Below are 18,269 nucleotides of genomic sequence, written 5' to 3' on the forward strand. Positions count from 1 at the left end.
GCTTTCACCCCCGAGCGCGACCGGGATCCGCCGAGCTCGGCTTCAGGGCAAGAACCGCGAGATCGAGAGGGTCGCCGTACCGAAACGCCCGCCTACATAGACGTGGCCGCTCTTGTCGGCGGCCACGGCGATGCCGTCGTCCTCGTCCGGCGTACCAAACGCGGACGCCCAGAGGAGATGGCCCTGCGAATCGAGCTTCGCGACCAGCACGTCCGACATCGCGCCGCCCTCGGACGGTGTCATGCCATTGCCGAGATTTCCGCCCTGCGACAAGGCGCCCGCAATGGCAAAGTTTCCGTCTGGAAGGGCGATGATGTCGTTCGCGCGATCGTAGGAGTCGCTCCTGAAGCGCCAGTCCCACGGTTTGCCCTTGATGGGCACGACGAAACCGCCAAGCAGGGTGGACATGCCATTCCCGTTCGGACCATCGCTCCATCCACCCGCCGCATACACTTGCCCGCCTGCGCCCCAGGCTACGCCCTTGCCCCAATCAACATAATTGGTCCCGTAATTCGTGGCCCACGTGTTCGTCCCTGTCGCGGAGAAGGTGGCGACGAACGCATCGTGCAGCATCGTGATCGTGGTGGTAATGGGATTGCTCCCGAAGTTGGTCGCGGTCACGAAGGTGCCGGCGACCGCGATTTCACCGTTGTCCCGGATCGCGATTCCCTCGACATAATTCGCGAATCCGTAACGATTCGACCAGATGTGGCTCCCGTCGGGGGCGAGCTTCACCAGGAAGAGGTCGGAGCTACTGCCGGCGACGAGGGGGTCTCCGCCGAAATCGACCGTGCCCGAGAGCAGGCCCGTCAGGACGATGTTGTCATCCGCATCGAGGGCGATCTGCGACACGCTCACCGTGCCTCCCGTGCCCAGGCATTTCGACCAGACGTGCTCGCCCAGGGGAGACAGCATACCCACGAACGATCCGCTGCACGTGAGGCTGGGGCCACCCAGGCCGACGTTCGTGGTGCCTCTCCCCGCCAGGATCACGCCGTTTCCTGGGGCGATCGCAACCGAGACGCCCCCGCCGGGGAAGTTCTTCGACCAGAGGAGCGACCCCGAGGGCGACAGCGCCCATACGCGATTCGTCTGCCCGCTGACCGCCACGACGTTGCCGCAATCGTCGGCGGCCACATCCTCGATCGATTCGACGGCATCGCCTTGGAAGGTCTGCGTCCACGACAGCTTGGCGCGTGGCTGCGCATTGAACGTCGCGGTCACGGTCCCCGATTGGATGTCGCAGGTCAGGCCCTTGCAGCTGTTCGACCAGCCTCCGAAGACGGAGTCGATTGCCGGACGAGCCTCGAGGGTCGGCGTCGGTCCCACGAACGTCGCCGTGCACGTGGTGCCACAATCGATGCCCGGAAGGGAGGAAGTCACCTTCCCCGTTCCCGATCCCGCGAGGGAAACCGTGAGGGGAGACGGAGGCGACGAGCAGTGCCCGTTCACGCAACTGTTACTCTGGCAATCGTAGCCGAACCCGCACGGGGCGAACGCGGGGCACCCGAGGCACGAGGTGCTGCCGCAATCCGTCTGAACCTCGTTGCCGTCCTTGATGCCGTTCTGGCAGGTCGGCGCGATGCAAAAGCCCTGCGCGCAGATCCCGCTCTGACAATCGGACGCGACCTGGCAGCTCTTTTTGAAGCCGCACTTGGTGCAAGTGGGACCGCCACAATCGATGGCGGTCTCCGCGCCGTTTTTCAAGCCGTCCGAGCAGGTCGACGGCTGGCATTGCCCCCTGGTGCAGACGCCCGTCAGGCAATCACGCGCGACCGAGCAAATCTGGCCTGCCGCGCAAGGAGCGCACTCGCTGCCGCAGTCGACGTCGGTCTCGATGCCATTCTTGACCACGTCCGCGCACGTGGCCGGCTGGCAAATGCCGCCGCTGCAAACCCCCGTCCGGCAATCACTCGCGAGGATGCAGCCGAGCCCAGGGGGACACGGGGAACACGGCCCTCCACAATCGACGTCGGTCTCCGTGATGCCCTTCTTGCCATTCAGACATTCGAGCGCGTTCATGGGCGCGGCCAACGTGCAGGTCCATCCGCCACCGCCGCCACCACCACCACCCGCCCCCGAAGATGACGATGAGGATGACGACGATGAGGATGACGCCGACGAGGATGATGACGAGCCGCCCATGCCCCCCATGCCCCCCATGCCTCCCATGCCCCCGATCCCTCCGACTCCCGAGGAGGAGCTCCCCATTCCGCCGATCCCTCCGACTCCCGAGGAGGAGCTCCCCATTCCGCCGATCCCTCCGACTCCCGAGGAGGAGCTCCCCATTCCGCCGATCCCTCCGGATCCACCCATCCCGCCGGCGCCTCCGCCGCCACTGCCCCCTGCGCTCGACGAAGATGCGCTCGCGGTGCTGGACGAGGAGCTCCCACTGCTTACCGTCGCGGAACCCACGGGATCATCCACACCCCCTGCGCCTCCCCCGCCGCCGCTGACCGAAGGGCCGCAGGCAGCCGTGCCGAACACGAACGCGGGCGGAAGGAGCGCCCACCCAACCGATCGAACCAAGCGGATGTCGTTGCTCATCCCCCTTTGGTATCCTGCGTGTGGGGGTTCATTCATCCGATGTCCGGAATCAACCTCACCCAGGTCATCCCGCCACCAGCCGAAACACGGGCAACTCCGGTCGGCACGTGAACCGCACGGGCAAAACGCTCGTGCCGATCCCACGACTTACGTAGATCTGCCCTTTGTCCGTCGTATACATTCCCGATCGAAACCGCCCCGAGCCGGGCGGGACCCATAACGGCGCACCGAGGGCCCGCACCTGCCCGCCATGCGTATGTCCGGCGAGGCCGAGATCGAAGCGCGGCGCGCTTTTCGGCAACTCGTCGAAGATGCCGGGCGCGTGCGTGAGGAACAATCGCAGAGGTCCCGCGGGCGCGTCGCGCAAGGCGGAGGTGAGGTCGTGGTGGCCGCTGCAAAAGTCATCCGTGGCGACGACGGCAATGCCGCTCGTGAGCCGCGTGGATTCGTTTCCGAGGAGCCGCGCGCCGACACGCACGAAGCTCCGGCGCAGCTCGTCCATCGGGACCTCGCCCCAATGCTCCCAGTTCCCGACCGTCGCGACCACCTCGCGCCCCGTCGCGGCGAGGGCGCGGCAAAACTCCGAGAGCACCGCAAGCGCGTTCGGATCTTCGACGGAATCGCCAGTCAGGACGACGAGGTTTGGCTGGAACGACTTCATGGCGGCCAGAATCGCGTCGTGGACGCTCCCGAGCGAGCTCAGATGCAAATCCGAGAGGTGGGCGATCCGGAAGCCCTCGAAGCCCCGCGGCAGGCCCGGGACGGGGACATCGTGCTCGGCGATCTCCAGCCAGGAAGGCTCGAGCACGAGGGCGTCGAGCGCGACGATCCCGACCGCACAACACCCCACGACACGCAGGAGGTCTCGTCGGCTGAGGCGCTTTTGCATCCGACACCCTAGCAGCGTCGCCGACCCCGCGCCCGTCCCGCGAAGAGCACACGGTCGACAGTGCTTGCGCATCGGGGTCTGTCCCGGTACCTTCGGCAGCCATGAACCACAAGGCTCAGGGACGATTCGATATCACCCGCACCGCCGAACCGCCGTACGATACCCGCGAAGGCGCCACGCTCGGACGCAGCCGCTTCGACAAACGGTTCGAGGGCGGGCTTGTCGCCACGAGCGTCGTAGAGATGATCAGCGCCGTGTCCGGCGTGAAGGGTTCGGCCGGGTACGTGGCGATCGAGCGCGTGGAAGGGACGCTCGACGGGCGCGCCGGGAGCTTCGTGCTGCAACACAGCGGCACGATGGACCGCGGCGCCGCCTCGCTTTCGCTGACCGTCGTACCAGACACCGCCACGGGCGCGCTCACGGGGCTGCGCGGCCGCATGCAAATCGACATCGTGGGCGGCGAACATCGCTACACGTTCGATTATGAATTTCTCGACGCGCCCGCGGCCTCGTAGCGCGCGGACGAACCGTTTGAACGCGGGTTCGTGATCAGCAGTGGGTCTTGGCGCAGGATCCGCCGCTGCATACGTAGCACGACGCGCTCCCGTCGAGCCTTCTGATCTTGCAGTGCCCGGTGGTCCCGAAGAGCACGTGGCACTCCGCCGTCCTGTCGCTCGGGTCGAGCCTCGAGCTCTGCAGGTCCTCCAGGGCGTACAGCACAGTCGCGCCATAGGCAGGATCGCATCCGGCGAGCTCCCCGGCCGCGTTGATGCCGCAAACCGCGAGCGTGGCGTCGTTCGCGACCTTGTCGCCCACGTTGTACACGACGAACGGATCCTGGCCGTCGGCGGTGGCGACGTACTTGACGCCGTCATTCTTCGTGTGGATGGGGATGTACCCCACCGCGTCGCCATAATGGCGTCCCACGGCGGCGAGCCGATCGGAGAGAGACGTCGTCACCTGGGCGAGGGCGGTGCTCGCCGCGAGAGCAATGCCGAATCCGAAGGTGAGGCAGTTCCTCTTCGTAGGTGCTCCTGATGCTGCGTTTTCCAAGGCACGGCACTGCTTCGCAGAGAGCGTGCCAGGCGCGGACTGCGTCGTGGAGCTCGCGTTTGAGCCGCGTTCCGGCGCAGCTTACGTCGCCTTCGCTCTGTCCCCTCCCGATCTACCGTCACGGCGGCATGACACCCGTCGCGCCGCCGTGACGACGCCCGGACCGCGACTGTCACGCGCACCTGACAATCCCCTCGATGCCCGGGGGCCGGTCTGGCACGAGCGCTGCAATGCACATCGTCGTCGGGCCCTGAGGATCGCCACCCGGAACGCTGTCACGAGGACGGAACGCCGGCTGTCACGACGGCGTGACAGTGTCGCGGCGCCGTGTCACGCGAAGCCGGGTCGAGGCGCGTGTTTCGTGCAATGGCTCATGCGCCAGAGCGCTCTTGGGGCCTGGCATGGGTCTTGTTATGTAGGAGCATGTCCACGCGACGGACAAAGACGTCGCCAAAGCTTTAAAAAAGGACGCGAACGCCATGACGCCCCACCGCTTCTTCATCCTCGCTTCTGCGATCGGTCTCGGTCTCCTCACCGCGGGGTGCCTCGCCGAGGATGGCGTCGGCCCCATCGACGGTGTCGGGCTCGAGACGCTCGAGGGCGGCGATCACGGAACCAACAGCCTCGGCACCGACGACTTCCACGGGCACGCGGATATGCTCTGGGCCGCGGCGGACCTCAGCCTCAACGATCCGGAAAATGCGGCCCTGGCCGCGCTGCTGGCCGACACGGGTAGCCGCACGCTCGCGTATGCGATCCATTGCGCATTGCCGCAGGGAACCGTCGGACCGGGCGGTCACGTCGGGTGGGGCCACTTGGAGACCACGACGGAATGGACGACCCGCGGCCTCACCCTCTCCGAGAAGCTGGACCTCTTCACGTGCATGATCGTGAACATCAACCCCAAGGAGGAGCCGGTGCAGATTCGGATCACGGGGGACTCCGTCACCTCCAACGGCATCTCGGGTTTTTGGCAGACCTCCAAGTACAACATCGAAGAGGCCCTCTGGGTGGCTCGCCTGTCGGACACGGGAGAACGCGAGTACTTCGTCTGGCCCTTGGACGAGATCGTCCTGCCATGCCCAAACACGTACATGTCGCTGCTGACGCGGACTTGCACATCGGGGGACAATCCGGGCGACGCGATCCCCGACTGCAATGTGGAAATGCGAACGAGCACGGATACGGATTGCACGCAGAACCCCGTCACGAAAAACTGGAGCTGCCTCGGCCGTCCCGCCATCAAGACCTGGCTCAGCAGCTGGACCATCACCGCGGCCCCCGGGTGCGGCGACGTTCCTTGATGAAGCAATCTCAAAGGCCGCGCGCCGGTGCCTACCGCGCAAGGCGCCGCGCGGTCTCGATGGCCTGCCGGTCCATCCTCTCGACGAGCGGATTCTCCCGGGTGGCCGCCGAGAATGCCTCCAGGGACATCTTCGCGGCCTCCCGTGCCTCGCTCTCCCCCTTCGCCACGGTCGCCCGCAGGAGCAAGAGCCTGCCCTTGCACGCGAGCGCGCTCGACATCCGCGGATGCATGGAAAGCGCCTGCGTGAGGAATCCGAGCCCCTTCGCGATTTCGGTTTCCGCATCGGCGTCCCGCCCGCTCCGAAACCGGCCTCTGAGCTCATGGATTTCGCCAAGCGCGACGTAAAGCCGAGGCTCGGCGCGCTTCACGTCGAGCAGCGGCAAAACGGAGGCGATCACGGCGTCGAATTCCGCGTCGCTGGCCTTGTCGCGTTGGACCGCCCAGCGCAGAGCAATCGTCTCCACCAGGGCGCCCCACACCCGATACTTCAGATCATTCGGCCTGGCCTTCATGGCCTTTCCGAAGGCGTCCCTCGCTTCGAGGATCCAGGGTGACGGGTCCTCTCCGCGTTCGAAATGAAGCTGCGCGCGAATCGTTGCAGCTCTCCCGCGGAGATTGTGGTTGTGGGTGGACGTCGGCGCCAGGCGAGCATGCTCCTCGGTGCCAGCGTCGGCCCGGAGCAACGCAGGCGTCGGGTCGCCGCCGGATTCGAGGAGGTGCGTCGCTTCGATCAGCGCCAGCGTGGCGCGGAAGCGATGCGGCACGGACGAGCGTGGTGATTGCTGCAGGAACGCCTCGATGAGCGTCTCCGCCTCCTGCGCGACGTCCCGGGGGAATTGCCCCGCCGCCACCATTTGCTCCGCCAGGAGCAATCGATGATCGATCGCCGTGAGCTTCGCATAGGAGAAGCTCGGGTCGATCTCGACGGCCTTGTCACAGCGCCGGAGCCCCTCCTCGATGGAGCGCCGCGCATCGATACCGTGCATGAACTCGTGCTGCGCGCGAAAGTAATACGCTGAGCAGCTCTCGTTGAGCGCCCAAACGAAGACGGGATCCCGCTTCAGCGCCTCGTCGTACGCCGATATGGCGTGATCGACCGCGGGCACGACATCCAGGCCGCGATCGCTCGCGTGAAGGACCCGTGTCCGCCACACCGCGGCCACGATGTACCACGCCATCGGCTCGCCCTCGGCGCTCCTCCGCGCAGCCTCCTCCGCGTGCTCGATGGCCTTCGCGATCGCGACCTCCGGCTGCTCGTCGGGCGCGTCCCCGACGGCGACGTGCCACGCGAAATGCGAATGCAATTGCGCCAATTGCAGGTGTCCGAGCCCGGTCGCAGGGCTCGCGGCGATCGCTCTTCCACACGCCTCCTGCGCCGCCGCGAAGCTCGGCCGGAGGGGCTTCTGCGCGGCGCGCGCGCCGTTCATCTCCTGCGTGAACAGCTCGCACATCGCGACGTGCACGGCCGGATCGCTGCTCCCGATATCGGCGGCGGCGCGATACGCCTCCCCCGCCTGCCCGAACCAATGCGACATCTTTTCGTGATCGAACGCCGCGTCGTGGCCGTATTTCCTTCCCATCGCGAAAAGAACGTCCCCTTCGAGCTTTCGCGCCTCGTAGAGCCAAGGCGCCTTCTCGAACGCCTCCCGCGCCTTCGCGAGCGCCTCCTCGTGTCGCCCCTCGTGATACGCGATGAGCCCCTCCACGTACGCCGGCGCCGCGATCTTCCCCCCGAGCGCAGCTTTGAGGTGCACGAGTGCTGGCAGCTTGTACTCCGCCTCGATCACCGCGATGCGTTGCTTCTGTCGCTCCCCTTCCATCCGCTTCGTGTCCGCGAGCTCGTTCTTGTAGATCTCGCTCAGCGCCATCCCCATCGAATAATCGAGCCCCACATACCGATATCCCGCGGCCTCCGCCTGCTTCAGGTGCGCGAGCGCCTCCGCGTGCTCCTGCAGCGCGAGGTACCCACACCCGAGCGCATAATGCCCCGGCCCCACGCTGATCTCCACCGCGGTGTCCATCCACGAGGCGATCGTCAGGAGCCGCTCCCGCACGATCCTCCGCTCGCGATCCACGTCGTGGAGCGGCAAGCCGTACGCGTTTCGCAAGAAAAACTCCATCTCCTTCACGCTCTCGCCGATCTCGCGCGAGAGCGTCGCCTGGTGGGCGGCCCTTTGCCGCTCGCGTATCCACGCCCCGACGAGCACCGCCGCGACGACGAGCGCGACGCTCGCGAGCGCCACCTTCCCCTTGTGCCGCCGCGCCCGCTTCCACAGGACGTATCCAAGGGATTGCCTGCGCGCCTCCACCGGATCGCCGTCGAGGAACCGCTGCAGATCGTCGCCCAGCGCCTTCGCGGATTCGTACCGCGCCGAAGGCTGCTTTTCGAGGCATTTCATCACGATCGCCTCGAGGTCCTGGGGCACGTCGCGATCGATCTGCCGGACCGCCGGAGGCTCGTCATGGACGATTCCCTGGAGCAGCGCCGCGAGGTTGTCCGCGACGATCGGCGGCCTTCCGGCGAGGACGTCGTAAAGCGTCGCGCCGAGGCAATACACGTCGGTGCGACGATCGAGGGACCGCACCTTCCCCGCTGCCTGCTCGGGCGCCATGAACGAGGGCGTTCCCATGAGCGCGCCCGTCACCGTCGCCCCGGTGTCTCCCATTTCACGGGCGAGGCCGAAATCCATGATATAGGGCTTCCACGCCCCGTCCTCGCCGCGCTCCACCATGATGTTCGCGGGTTTGACGTCGCGGTGCACGAGCCCGAGCCGGTGCGCCTCGTGGAGCGCCGAGGCAACTTGCCGGACGACGCGTATCTTCTCTTCGAGCGTCATTGCCGAACGGGCCTTGTCGAGCGGCTCGCCATGAAGGAGCTGCATGACGATGAACCGCACGTGATCGGCCGTCCCTGCCTCGTACACCTCGCACACGTTCTCGTGCGTGATGCGCGCCTGCGAGCGAGCCTCACGGAGCATGCTGCCGCCGAGCTCGGGATCGGCGCCGAAGAGGAGCTTGATGGCGACCTCGCGGCCGAGGCGAAAATCGCGCGCCTTGTAGACGGCACCCATTCCGCCGCGCCCGAGGAATTCGAATGCTTCGAAGCGCGAATAAAGCGTGGGCGGGATCTCCGACGTCTCGGCTCCCGCGTCCGGCGGTATGTTCTCTAGAGGCTCGGTCCGCGGCGCGTCGAGCTTCGGGGTCACGGCGGACGCGGGGGCCGTCGCTTCACCGCCCACGATGGGCGGGGCGCGCGGCGGCTCCGCCTGCCCGACTGTCGCGTCCTGCGTTTGTCCGGGCTCGTTCCTTCGCAGCCGTCCGTATTTCATTGCGTGATCAGGTCCGCCGGGACGCCGGGGTCTCGGAGATGCCCTCCTTCGCCTTGATCCCGTGCCGGTCGAGCAATCGGTGCAAGAGCTGCCGCGAGACGCCCATGGCCTCGGCCGCGCGGGAGATGTTGCCGTCGTACTTGCGGAGCTTGGCGGTGGCGTATTTGCGTTCGAGCTCCGCCAGCACGGCCTCGCGCGCCTCGGGGAGCGAGAGCTCGAGCAATTTGCCGAGCTTCAGGTCCTCCGGGTCCACCTTCTCCGCCTCGCCTTCGCGCGGCGGCGGCGTGGTGCTGGCCCCGGGCGCGTGCCCCGCTGAAGGGCCCAGAATCTCGTGCAAGAGCTCGGGAAACACCACGAGGCGCGCAATCACGTTCCGGAGCTCGCGCACGTTGCCCGGCCAGTCGTACCCCATCAACATCGGAATCGTCTCGGGCGGCAAATCCGAGGCGTTCAAGGGGGGATTGCGGATCGAAAGGAAACGCTCGACGAGCAGCGGAATGTCTTCCCGTCGCTCACGCAAGGGCGGCACCTGAAGCTCGAGCACCGAGAGGCGGAAATACAGGTCCTGCCGGAACTTGCCCTCGGCCACCATGGCCTTCAGGTTCCGATGGGTGGCCGCGACGATCCGCACATCGATCGCCCGCTCCTGCGTCGATCCGAGCCTCCGCACGGTCCGCGCCTCGATCACGCGGAGCAATTTCTGCTGCGCTTCGAGCGGCATCTCACCGATCTCGTCGATGAAGATCGTCCCCTGATGCGCGGCCTCGAAGAAGCCAGCGCGGTTCACCGCGCCCGTGGCCGCGCCCGTGACGGTCCCGAAGAGCTCGGCCTCGATGGTGGAGGGCGGAATGGCCCCACAATCGACGATCACGTAGGGGCCCTGGCTGCGCCGGCTCTCCTGGTGAATCGAGCGGGCGAGCACTTCCTTGCCGGTGCCGGATTCGCCGAGCAAGAGAATGGTCTCGTCGGTCCTCGCCACCCGCTCCAATCGGGCGAAGAGCGCCCGCATGGCGAGGCCTTCGCCCACCGCGTCGCCGAACGAGCCGCGCGTCGAGAGGGGAAGGACAGCGGCCCCGCCGGACGGCTGCACGACGAGCGTCGAATCGCCCACCGTGGCAGGAACCCCCGGCGGAAGGAATGCCTCGACGACGCGGACGTCACGAATGAACGTGCCATTTCGGCTCTGGATGTCCTTCAAGAGGACGCCCTGCTCGGTGAGACGGAGCTCGCAATGCACCCGCGACACCTTGGGATCGGTGACGACGAGATCGCATTCGGGACTCTTGCCGAGCAAGAGGGGCGCGAGCCCGAGGGGCGCCGTGATGTTCTGCCGATCCGGAAGCGTGACCGTGACCCGGAGGTTCGGGAGCCGCAGGGATCGCCCCTCGTCGAGGCTCGTCAAGGTGAAGGAAGCGTCGCGTTCGCTAGGCACGGCGGCATCCTATCCCCCACCGCCGAAATTTCAACCGTCGAATCGGCGTCGGAGCCGTGCCCTCGATAACGTGTCGACGCGACGCGCCGTGGCCGCAGTCATTCGCGCGGAGGAGTCACTTCTCCCAGATCGATCACGGCGCCCACCGACGTCCCCGCGGGCAGCTTCGGCGCGTCGTACCCTTGCGTGCCGGGGAGACCCGGCTCACGGTGGAGGTGGGCCGCCGGGTAGCCGTGAAAATCCCGGGTCGTCAGCCGGATCTGGCAATCCGCCGCGGGCAGCTCCAGGATGGCGTGCATGCCATTCACCTCGAGGTCCGATTCGACGATCTCCTTCGAAGTCGGGCATAGGGCGACGAGGCAATCACGCCGGCCCTTGCCCGTGCGGGCGTCGGGATCCGAACCCCAGCTGTCGGGATTCGTGTACCGGACGGTGATCTTCGTCGCGTCGGGCGGAGGCCACCCGGATGCATCACGCGCGCCTGCCCTGGAGAACGCTTGCCCGCGCGTCCGCCGAAAGTCTTTGCCGAGGTCGTCGTAATTCAGATCCTGCTGCTGGAGGAGCTCGCCGAGCGGACGGGCGGCCGGAGCCTCCTTCGCAGGGCCTTCGCCGGTCGGCTTGCAAGAGACGGCCATCAGGCAGGCAGCGATTGCGGCGCGCTTCATCGTGATCCCTACGTGCATCACTTCGGCCCGACGAACGAGGCCCGTTCGAAGGCGTCCATGTCCTCGTAATACCGGCGGACGTTGTCGGCGTAGACGGGGCGCGTGTACACGTCGATCCGCGGATTGCGGATCACGTCGAGCACGACGTCCGCCACCTCGTCGACGCTCTGCGCCCCCGGGAGCGATCGAGAATCCACGCCCCCGTGCAATGCATTGAGGCCAAACTCGGTCGCGACGACCCCGGGCGAGACCGTGGTGACGACGATGCCAGGATGTGTATGTCGCAGCTCGGTGCGCAGACCGGCGGTGAGGGCGTTCAGCGCGTGCTTGGAGGCCGAATACGCGGCCCGGGCGGCGAAGAACGGGATGCGGCCGAGCATCGAGGAGACGTTGATGATCTGCCCCGCGTTGCGCTCTTTGAAATGGGGCAAGATGGCCTGCATGCCGTAAAGCGCGCTCTTCACGTTGTCGCGCATCATCATGTCGAGATCGTCGTCCGTGATCTGCGACGGGGCGCGGGTGATGCCGCGGCCCGCGTTGTTGATCCACACGTCGACCCGACCGAACCGATCGAGGGCCTGCCGCGCGAGCGATTCCACGTCGGAACGCACGGTCACATCCGTGACGACGGCGAGCGCGTCGGGCCCGGACGCGGCGGCCACCTCCGAAAGCTCCTTTTGCCGGCGCGCGGCGAGGACGACACGCGCGCCCTCGGCCCCCGCCTTGGGAGCGATCGCGGCACCGATGCCGGCGCTCGCCCCGGTGATGACGATGATCTTGTCCTTCATGCGTGCGAGCATCGCACGAAGAGCGCGCGCAGGGGAAGCGCCGTCGCCGTCGTCACTTCGAATAGGCCGCGTCGAAGTGCTGCCGGAGCACTGCCTTTCGCGCCGGCGGGACCATGAAGACGACGAGCGATTTCCCGTTCAGATGCGGCACGACCCAGGCAGGGAGCTTCTGGTACCGTTCGAGCGCCGCGGGTAAGCTCTTCGAGCTGACCACGAAATCGTTACTATAGCTGTTGCCCCCGAGGCCGCCGACATACGGCGCGAAGGCCCAGAAGCGGTAGAGCGCGAGGCCCGCGCCGAGCGGCCCATACATGAGCACGACGCCCGCCGGCCGGACCTCTTTTGGCTCGACGCTCAAGCCGGCCGCCGCGGCCTTCACCAGCGCGGCCTTGTCCTTCTCGGGAGGGCCGAGCTCCACGGCCTCTCCTCGGTCGAGGTCGATCGTCACGAAATTCTGCCCGCGGATTCCATGCGCGCCGCCGTGGTTGGCATACGTGTTGACGCTGGCCACGACAAACGGCCCCATGCCGCCCTCGAATTGCACGTGGACGCCGTACTCCTCGAGCGAGCTCTCGCATTGGGTGCCCATCGTCGGATATCCGTGACCGTCTTTCCAGGGCGCCACGCGCTTGCCGTCCTCGGCGCGCACGAGCTCGGGCATCTTCAGATCCGGCTTCACCCGGACCGGCTGCCCGTTTCGAACGACGACCTGCCCGTCCGCGTCGAAGGCATACTGCGGGCATCCCTTCACGATCGTCGTCCCGAGCGACCAGATCGAGGTCGACGAGACCACGAGGATCCCCGGGCGCTCGCCCTTGACCTCGGGTTTGTCCGCGACCCGCTCCACCCACGACGAGCGAAACCCGCCCTTGGCCTTGTCGCCCTTTTGCCAGACGATGACGGCCGTCACGCTCTCTGGATCGAATGGCGGCTCGGGCGCCGGAGCCACCGCGCTCGGCGCCGCGGTCGAGGGTGCGACGGGAGGCGAAGGCGCCTCCGTCACGGGCGCGGCCGAGGCGCTCGGCGCGGCCGAAGAGGCCGAAGCGCGCGACGAATCCGCCTCTCCCCCGCCCCGCTGGCAACCCGTCACGAGGAACGCGAGGAGCAGACCCACGTGACGAGCGGCGCGCACGGCTTCCATCAGCGAGGACGGTACCATGGGGGCGCTCGACCACGCCATCACGACGGCCAAGGCCTCGGTTGGAGGTCCGAGCCTCCATCTTGGCGGTTGCCACCCTCAACCGCGCCGCCACGACCGACGTGCGGCTCGAAGGCGCTCGCCACGAAATGGGGGCGATTCACGCAAAAATCGCGGAAAACACGCGGCCGCGCGCCTCTGGCACGCCCGGTGCAATTGCCATGGTCACGAACGACGGGGGGACGAATCCCCCTAGGAAAAACACTTTAGCCCTGCTGGAGCTGACCATGAACCTCGCTCAGAACCTCATCTCGCGTTTCGCCCTCTCGTTTGCCATCCTCGCCCCGTTCATGACCGGCTGCATCGCCGATAGCGATTCGGATCTCGACGCCGCGGACCTTTCGGAGGATTCGCTCGCGGAAACCGAGCAGGCCCTCGGCCCGCAGCCGCCGCCTCCGCCGCCTCCGCCGCCGCCCCCGGCGACGTGCCAGGAGATCCGGAACCGGACGCCCAATGCCGGCGACGGCCATTACCTCCTGCACGTCGACCACGACGTGGCGAAGGGCTGGACCGCGTACTGCCACAACATGGCGTCGTCGCCGGCCGAGTACCTCACGCTGCAGAACACGAGCGCTTCGGCGAATTTCTCGCAGTACACCACGGGCGGCGCCGTCTCGGGCACGAACGTGCGGACGAGCTACACGAAGATCCGGATCGATCCGGAGACGCTGCTCGTCGATATCGGCGACCAGACGTTCTCCTCGTCGAGCGGGGAACTCATTCACGGCGGCGGGTCGGTCACGTCGATGCCGTACGGCGTGGGCATGTCCTGCGACGCGTCGCCCTCGGGCATCGGCAACATCGATCTCACCGGCACGCCGTTCGCGGTGGCGGAGGACGCGTTCCAGGTCGGCGGTGCAGGCTCCTCGGGCTCGGCGGTCTACAGCTCGGACAACCGCGTCGTGAACTTGAGCGGCGGCGGCTTCTGCGGCTGGATCTGCTCGAACCCGGCGACCTTCAACCCCTTCAACGACGCGGGGGACTTCCAGCTCGCCCTCGAGTTCGTGCCGCCCCCCTGAACCCAACGAAATCGATCCGGGCCGGACCGTTTTTGCGATACCATCCCCCTCGATGGTGGACGAACAAGCGAGCGGCCCGGATCCGGACCTCCCCGAAATCCCACGCGACAAGCCACGCCGAAGCCCGTATCGGCGCCTCGTCCTGCTCGCGCTCTTCGCGCTCACGCTCCCCTTCGAATGGGGCCAGCGCACCTCGTGCCAGGGCGGCCCGAAGACGTTCACCGGCGTCGAGCTCCTGACCGAGGAACCGAGCAACGGCATCGCCATCGCCGTCATCGTCCTGATACCGGTCTTGCTGGGCTTCTTGCAGCATCGCGCGCGTAGTGCCGCGGCGCGCTTGGCCATGGAGTTCGGCTCGACGCAGTTCGCCGGGTTCGGGGCGTTTTTTTGCTTCATCAACGCAATCTTCGCGGGCGGCTTCGGCTCGTCGAGCCATCGGCCCTACGCGGCGCCGTGGATCGCCATGCTGACCCAGCTCCTCGTGTTCGCCGATGCCTGCCAGGGCGCGGTCGGACGGCTCCGCGACATCATCGCAGAACGAAAGCGACGGCGGCAGATGGCCGCGAACGAGGCGCCCGTAGAGCCCTCCCCCGAACCTTGACGCGCGGCCTTTTCCCCGACACGTTACGCCAATCCCCATGATTTTCCGTGATGCCCGCCGCGACGACGTCCCGACCGTGGTCCATCTCCTCGCCGCCGACGCGCTCGGCGCGACCCGCGAGACCACCGAGGGCCCGCTGCCCGACGGCTATTATCAAGCGTTCGAGGCGATCGAGCGCGACCCGAACAACCGCCTCGTCGTGGTCGAGGACGGCGGCGCCGTCATTGGTTGCTTGCAGCTCACATACATCCCGGGTCTCACGTATCAGGGCGGCCTGCGAATGATCGTCGAGGGCGTACGCGTGGCCGAGAGCCATCGCGGCGCGGGCATCGGCCGGCGCATGCTGACGTGGGCCATCGAGGAAGCACGGGCGCGCGGCTGCCGGCTCGTGCAGCTCACCACGAACAAGGCCCGGACCGACGCCAAACGCTTCTACGAGAGCCTCGGCTTCACCGCGTCCCACGAGGGCATGAAGCTCGACCTCACCTGACGGCGGCCTTCGGGCGGGACGTTCATGCTCTTCGCGCACCTCGCACCGTCGAATGCCGTCGGCCGGATCAAGCGCAATGGATTGCGCCAGGGCGGCGGTCGTCGTGGGCGCGGCGTCTATTGCATCCCGCTCTTCGACATTCCTCGCTGGTCCTTCCGCGCGGAGCAAGAAGAGGAGCACTTCCTCCTCAGCACGCCCTCCACGTCGCTGACTTTGTGGAAGGGACTGTTCCGGTATACCCGGAGAAAAAAGGACAGACCGATCGCCGTCTTGTTCCGCCCGCCGCCCGGCTGCTGGCCCGCGGATCTTTATGTCGAATTGGAATCGGATAACGCCGAGCCCGTCCTTCGCGGCCTCGACGCGGCCCTGTCAGCGGAGCTCACGATCACCGAGGACGTACGCTCCTTCGTGACCAGCACCGCACGCCAGGGATTCGGTGCGGACCTGACCGTGAAGGTCCACGGACCTGCGGGCGTCGGCCTCGTCGTGAACCAGCTGGTCCGCGCGGGAGGAGCGGCGTTTCACCTCTTCGACGAGACCGTCGAGCTCGTGTTTCGCCGATCCGTTCCGGCGCGATGTATCGATCGCCTGATCCCGCTCGACCGCACGGTCCGCGCCGCACGCGAGGCGAAGGAGCGGGCGGCGCGCGACGACCGCGACGACGAGGCCTGAAGTGGCCTTCCGGCGCGCCCAGAAATACGCTTTACTGCGCGCCATGCGAACCCTGGCTCCCTTCCTCGGCGCGCTCCTGCTCGGCGCGTGTGCCACGCCAAACGCGCCACCCCCCACACCGACGCCCGCGGCGACGGTCGCGAACGAAACGCCGGCAAAGACGGAGGCCCCGCCGATGAGCAAGTCCGAGCCCAAGGTCGAAGATCCCTACCTCTGGCTCGAAGAGGTCCTCGGGGACAAGCCGCTCGCGTGGGTGGCCGAGCGAAACGCGAAATCGAAGGCGGAGCTCGAAGCCGTTCCGGGGTTCGGCGCGCTGCGGGATCGGCTGCGCCGCATCTACGATTCCAAGGAAAAAATCCCCATGCCGCAGGTACGGGGAAAGTACGTCTACAACTTCTGGCGTGACGACAAGAACCCACGCGGCATCTACCGCCGCGCCACGCTCGCCGAGTTCAAGAAGCCGGCACCGGAATGGGAGCTCGTCCTCGACCTCGACGCCCTCGCCAAGGCCGAGAACGAGAACTGGGTCTGGCACGCCGCGGATTGCCTGTATCCGAAGTACGAGCGTTGCCTCCTGCACCTCTCCCGCGGCGGCGCGGACGCGTCCGTGGTCCGTGAGTTCGATACGGTCAAGAAGCAGATGGTCGAAGGCGGCTTCACGCTGCCGGAGGCGAAAAGCGACATCTACTGGAAGGACCTCGACACGGTGTACGTCGGGACCGACTTCGGCCCCGGCTCGCTCACGGATTCGGGTTATCCGCGGATCGTGAAGGAGTGGAAGCGCGGCACGAAGCTCGAAGACGCGAAGACGCTGTTCGAGGGGCAAAAGGCCGACATGTCCGTGAGCGGCGAACGCCAGTTCGACCACGGCAAGGAGTACGACTGGATCTCCCGCAGGCCGTCGATGTTCACGGAAGAGCTCTACATCCGGAACGGAGACAAATACGAGAAGATCGACAAACCTGAGGACGCGGAGACGAGCGTCTGGGATAGCCATCTCCTCCTGCGTCTGCGCAGCGCGTGGACCGCCGCCGGCAAGACCTGGCCGGCCGGCTCGCTGCTCATCGCCCCGCTCGCGGAGTACCGCGCTGGAAAACGCGAAATGACCGCGCTGTTCGAGCCGAAGCCGAACACGTCGCTCGAGAGCTACATGGGCTTGAAGACGGCGTTCATGACGGTCGAGCTCGAGGACGTGAAGAGCTCCGTCTTCGTGCATACACGAACGAAAAATGGGTTCGTCCGGACGAAGCTCGACACCTCGCCCATGAGCTCGGTCTGGGCCTTTGCCTATGACGAGCACACGTCCGACGATTACTGGCTCTGGGAGAGCAGTTTCACGGCGCCGGCGACGCTGGTCCTCGGGAACGCGACCAAAAAAGCCCCCGCCGAGGCCGTGAAAAAGAACCCCGCTTTCTTCGAGGCCGCCGGGCTCGACGTCGTCCAGCGGTTCGCGACCTCGAAGGACGGGACGAAGGTCCCCTATTTCCAGATCGCCAAGAAAAACCTGCCGCTCGACGGCACTGCGCCTACGCTTCTCGAAGGGTATGGCGGGTTCGAGGCGTCCATGACGCCGTACTACCAGGCGTCGACCGGTGCCGGGTGGCTCGAACGCGGCGGCGTCTACGTCGTGGCGAACATTCGCGGCGGCGGCGAATATGGTCCTGCCTGGCACAAGGCCGCGCTCAAGGAGAATCGGCAGCGCGCGTACGACGATTTCATCGCCATCGCCGAGGATCTCATCGCGCGCAAGGTCACGACGGCGGCGAAGCTCGGCATCATCGGCGGCTCCAATGGAGGCCTGCTCATGGGGGTCATGATGACGCAGCGGCCGGATCTCTTCGGCGCCATCGTGTGCCAGGTGCCGCTGCTCGACATGATGCGTTACCACAAGCTTCTCGCGGGCGCATCATGGATGGAGGAATATGGTGACCCCGACAAACCCGAGGAGCGCGCTGCCCTCGCCAGGTTCTCGCCCTACCAGAACTTGAAGAGCGGCACGCGGTACCCGCGCACGCTCTTCACCACGTCGACGCGGGACGATCGGGTGCATCCGGGCCACGCGCGCAAGATGGTCGCGCGGCTGCTCGAGCTTGGGCAGGATCTGCTCTACTACGAGAATACCGAAGGCGGCCACGGCGGCGCCGCGAACAACGAGCAGCGCGCCTACATGGACGCGCTCGCGTTCACATTCCTCGGCAAACAGCTCGGTCTGCTGGCGAAGTAACCCCTTCCCCTCGCAATCCCCCGAGAGAGCGCTCCCTCGGCACGCGTGTTGCTCTT

Annotated in this window: 15 protein-coding genes; 7 read left to right on the forward strand and 8 right to left on the reverse strand. The window is 66.7% G+C overall.

Going from position 1 to position 18,269, the window contains the following annotated elements; genetic code table 11:
- Positions 1 to 42: 42 nt before the first annotated feature.
- Together KEG38_RS15790 and KEG38_RS15795 are read right to left on the reverse strand one after the other, a co-directional pair.
- A complete protein-coding gene (locus KEG38_RS15790; protein ID WP_272420286.1) occupies positions 43 to 2,022 on the reverse strand; it encodes a hypothetical protein in 1,980 nt (659 codons plus the stop codon).
- A gap of 589 nt (positions 2,023 to 2,611) precedes the next feature.
- Positions 2,612 to 3,436 carry a metallophosphoesterase gene (locus tag KEG38_RS15795; protein ID WP_272420287.1) on the reverse strand — a complete coding sequence of 275 codons (825 nt, stop codon included), beginning with the start codon at positions 3,434 to 3,436 and terminating at the stop codon, positions 2,612 to 2,614.
- 101 nt (positions 3,437 to 3,537) lie between these two features.
- Here KEG38_RS15795 and KEG38_RS15800 point away from each other — a divergent pair, with 101 nt between their 5' ends.
- Positions 3,538 to 3,951 (forward strand): DUF3224 domain-containing protein, encoded by a 414-nt coding sequence (locus KEG38_RS15800; RefSeq protein WP_272420288.1) that lies wholly within the window; start codon positions 3,538 to 3,540, stop codon positions 3,949 to 3,951.
- Between the two features lie 34 nt (positions 3,952 to 3,985).
- Here the strand turns inward: KEG38_RS15800 and KEG38_RS15805 are convergent, their stop codons facing one another.
- Positions 3,986 to 4,396, reverse strand: coding sequence for a hypothetical protein (locus KEG38_RS15805; protein WP_272420289.1), 411 nt, complete (start codon positions 4,394 to 4,396; stop codon positions 3,986 to 3,988).
- A gap of 572 nt (positions 4,397 to 4,968) precedes the next feature.
- On the opposite strand from KEG38_RS15805, the gene KEG38_RS15810 reads away from it, so the two are divergent.
- Positions 4,969 to 5,793 (forward strand): hypothetical protein, encoded by an 825-nt coding sequence (locus KEG38_RS15810; RefSeq protein ID WP_272420290.1) that lies wholly within the window; start codon positions 4,969 to 4,971, stop codon positions 5,791 to 5,793.
- A 31-nt stretch (positions 5,794 to 5,824) separates the two neighbouring features.
- Here the strand turns inward: KEG38_RS15810 and KEG38_RS15815 are convergent, their stop codons facing one another.
- The 5 genes from KEG38_RS15815 to KEG38_RS15835 form a co-directional block, all read right to left on the reverse strand.
- Positions 5,825 to 9,124, reverse strand: a complete 3,300-nt coding sequence (locus tag KEG38_RS15815) for a serine/threonine-protein kinase (RefSeq protein ID WP_272420291.1) — start codon at positions 9,122 to 9,124, stop codon at positions 5,825 to 5,827.
- 7 nt (positions 9,125 to 9,131) lie between these two features.
- Complete coding sequence (locus KEG38_RS15820) at positions 9,132 to 10,556, reverse strand: sigma 54-interacting transcriptional regulator (RefSeq protein ID WP_272420292.1); 1,425 nt, start codon at positions 10,554 to 10,556, stop codon at positions 9,132 to 9,134.
- Between the two features lie 98 nt (positions 10,557 to 10,654).
- Complete coding sequence (locus tag KEG38_RS15825; protein WP_272420293.1) at positions 10,655 to 11,221, reverse strand: hypothetical protein; 567 nt, start codon at positions 11,219 to 11,221, stop codon at positions 10,655 to 10,657.
- Between the two features lie 17 nt (positions 11,222 to 11,238).
- Positions 11,239 to 12,009, reverse strand: coding sequence for an SDR family NAD(P)-dependent oxidoreductase (locus KEG38_RS15830; RefSeq protein WP_272420294.1), 771 nt, complete (start codon positions 12,007 to 12,009; stop codon positions 11,239 to 11,241).
- A gap of 52 nt (positions 12,010 to 12,061) precedes the next feature.
- On the reverse strand, positions 12,062 to 13,168 hold the full coding sequence (locus KEG38_RS15835; RefSeq protein ID WP_272420295.1) for a hypothetical protein: 1,107 nt from the start codon (positions 13,166 to 13,168) through the stop codon (positions 12,062 to 12,064).
- A gap of 266 nt (positions 13,169 to 13,434) precedes the next feature.
- Here KEG38_RS15835 and KEG38_RS15840 point away from each other — a divergent pair, with 266 nt between their 5' ends.
- The 5 genes from KEG38_RS15840 to KEG38_RS15860 are packed head-to-tail and all read left to right on the forward strand — an operon-like array spanning position 13,435 to position 18,213.
- Positions 13,435 to 14,226, forward strand: coding sequence for a GON domain-containing protein (locus tag KEG38_RS15840; RefSeq protein WP_272420296.1), 792 nt, complete (start codon positions 13,435 to 13,437; stop codon positions 14,224 to 14,226).
- A 52-nt stretch (positions 14,227 to 14,278) separates the two neighbouring features.
- A complete protein-coding gene (locus KEG38_RS15845) occupies positions 14,279 to 14,827 on the forward strand; it encodes a hypothetical protein (RefSeq protein WP_272420297.1) in 549 nt (182 codons plus the stop codon).
- Positions 14,828 to 14,864: 37 nt separating this feature from the next.
- The gene (locus KEG38_RS15850; protein ID WP_272420298.1) at positions 14,865 to 15,317 is read left to right on the forward strand and encodes a GNAT family N-acetyltransferase; all 453 of its coding nucleotides are present in this window, start codon (positions 14,865 to 14,867) and stop codon (positions 15,315 to 15,317) included.
- A gap of 24 nt (positions 15,318 to 15,341) precedes the next feature.
- Entirely contained in the window at positions 15,342 to 15,989 is a 648-nt protein-coding gene (locus tag KEG38_RS15855; protein ID WP_272420299.1) for a hypothetical protein, read from the forward strand.
- 43 nt (positions 15,990 to 16,032) lie between these two features.
- On the forward strand, positions 16,033 to 18,213 hold the full coding sequence (locus KEG38_RS15860) for a prolyl oligopeptidase family serine peptidase (protein WP_272420300.1): 2,181 nt from the start codon (positions 16,033 to 16,035) through the stop codon (positions 18,211 to 18,213).
- Positions 18,214 to 18,269 lie beyond the last annotated feature (56 nt).

The sequence above is a fragment of the Polyangium jinanense genome (genome assembly GCF_028435265.1).
Lineage (GTDB): Bacteria > Myxococcota_A > Polyangia > Polyangiales > Polyangiaceae > Polyangium > Polyangium jinanense.

What these genes read in the sequence shown, in the direction of transcription:
- KEG38_RS15855 (WP_272420299.1), top strand. Translation starts at nt 15,342, where the DNA reads ATGCTCTTCGCGCACCTCGCACCGTCGAATGCCGTCGGCCGGATCAAG.
- KEG38_RS15840 (WP_272420296.1), top strand. Translation starts at nt 13,435, where the DNA reads ATGAACCTCGCTCAGAACCTCATCTCGCGTTTCGCCCTCTCGTTTGCC.
- KEG38_RS15825 (WP_272420293.1), bottom strand. Translation starts at nt 11,221, where the DNA reads ATGAAGCGCGCCGCAATCGCTGCCTGCCTGATGGCCGTCTCTTGCAAG.
- KEG38_RS15795 (WP_272420287.1), bottom strand. Translation starts at nt 3,436, where the DNA reads ATGCAAAAGCGCCTCAGCCGACGAGACCTCCTGCGTGTCGTGGGGTGT.
- KEG38_RS15815 (WP_272420291.1), bottom strand. Translation starts at nt 9,124, where the DNA reads ATGAAATACGGACGGCTGCGAAGGAACGAGCCCGGACAAACGCAGGAC.
- KEG38_RS15860 (WP_272420300.1), top strand. Translation starts at nt 16,033, where the DNA reads ATGCGAACCCTGGCTCCCTTCCTCGGCGCGCTCCTGCTCGGCGCGTGT.
- KEG38_RS15810 (WP_272420290.1), top strand. Translation starts at nt 4,969, where the DNA reads ATGACGCCCCACCGCTTCTTCATCCTCGCTTCTGCGATCGGTCTCGGT.
- KEG38_RS15835 (WP_272420295.1), bottom strand. Translation starts at nt 13,168, where the DNA reads ATGGTACCGTCCTCGCTGATGGAAGCCGTGCGCGCCGCTCGTCACGTG.
- KEG38_RS15850 (WP_272420298.1), top strand. Translation starts at nt 14,865, where the DNA reads ATGATTTTCCGTGATGCCCGCCGCGACGACGTCCCGACCGTGGTCCAT.
- KEG38_RS15845 (WP_272420297.1), top strand. Translation starts at nt 14,279, where the DNA reads ATGGTGGACGAACAAGCGAGCGGCCCGGATCCGGACCTCCCCGAAATC.
- KEG38_RS15830 (WP_272420294.1), bottom strand. Translation starts at nt 12,009, where the DNA reads ATGAAGGACAAGATCATCGTCATCACCGGGGCGAGCGCCGGCATCGGT.
- KEG38_RS15800 (WP_272420288.1), top strand. Translation starts at nt 3,538, where the DNA reads ATGAACCACAAGGCTCAGGGACGATTCGATATCACCCGCACCGCCGAA.
- KEG38_RS15790 (WP_272420286.1), bottom strand. Translation starts at nt 2,022, where the DNA reads ATGAACGCGCTCGAATGTCTGAATGGCAAGAAGGGCATCACGGAGACC.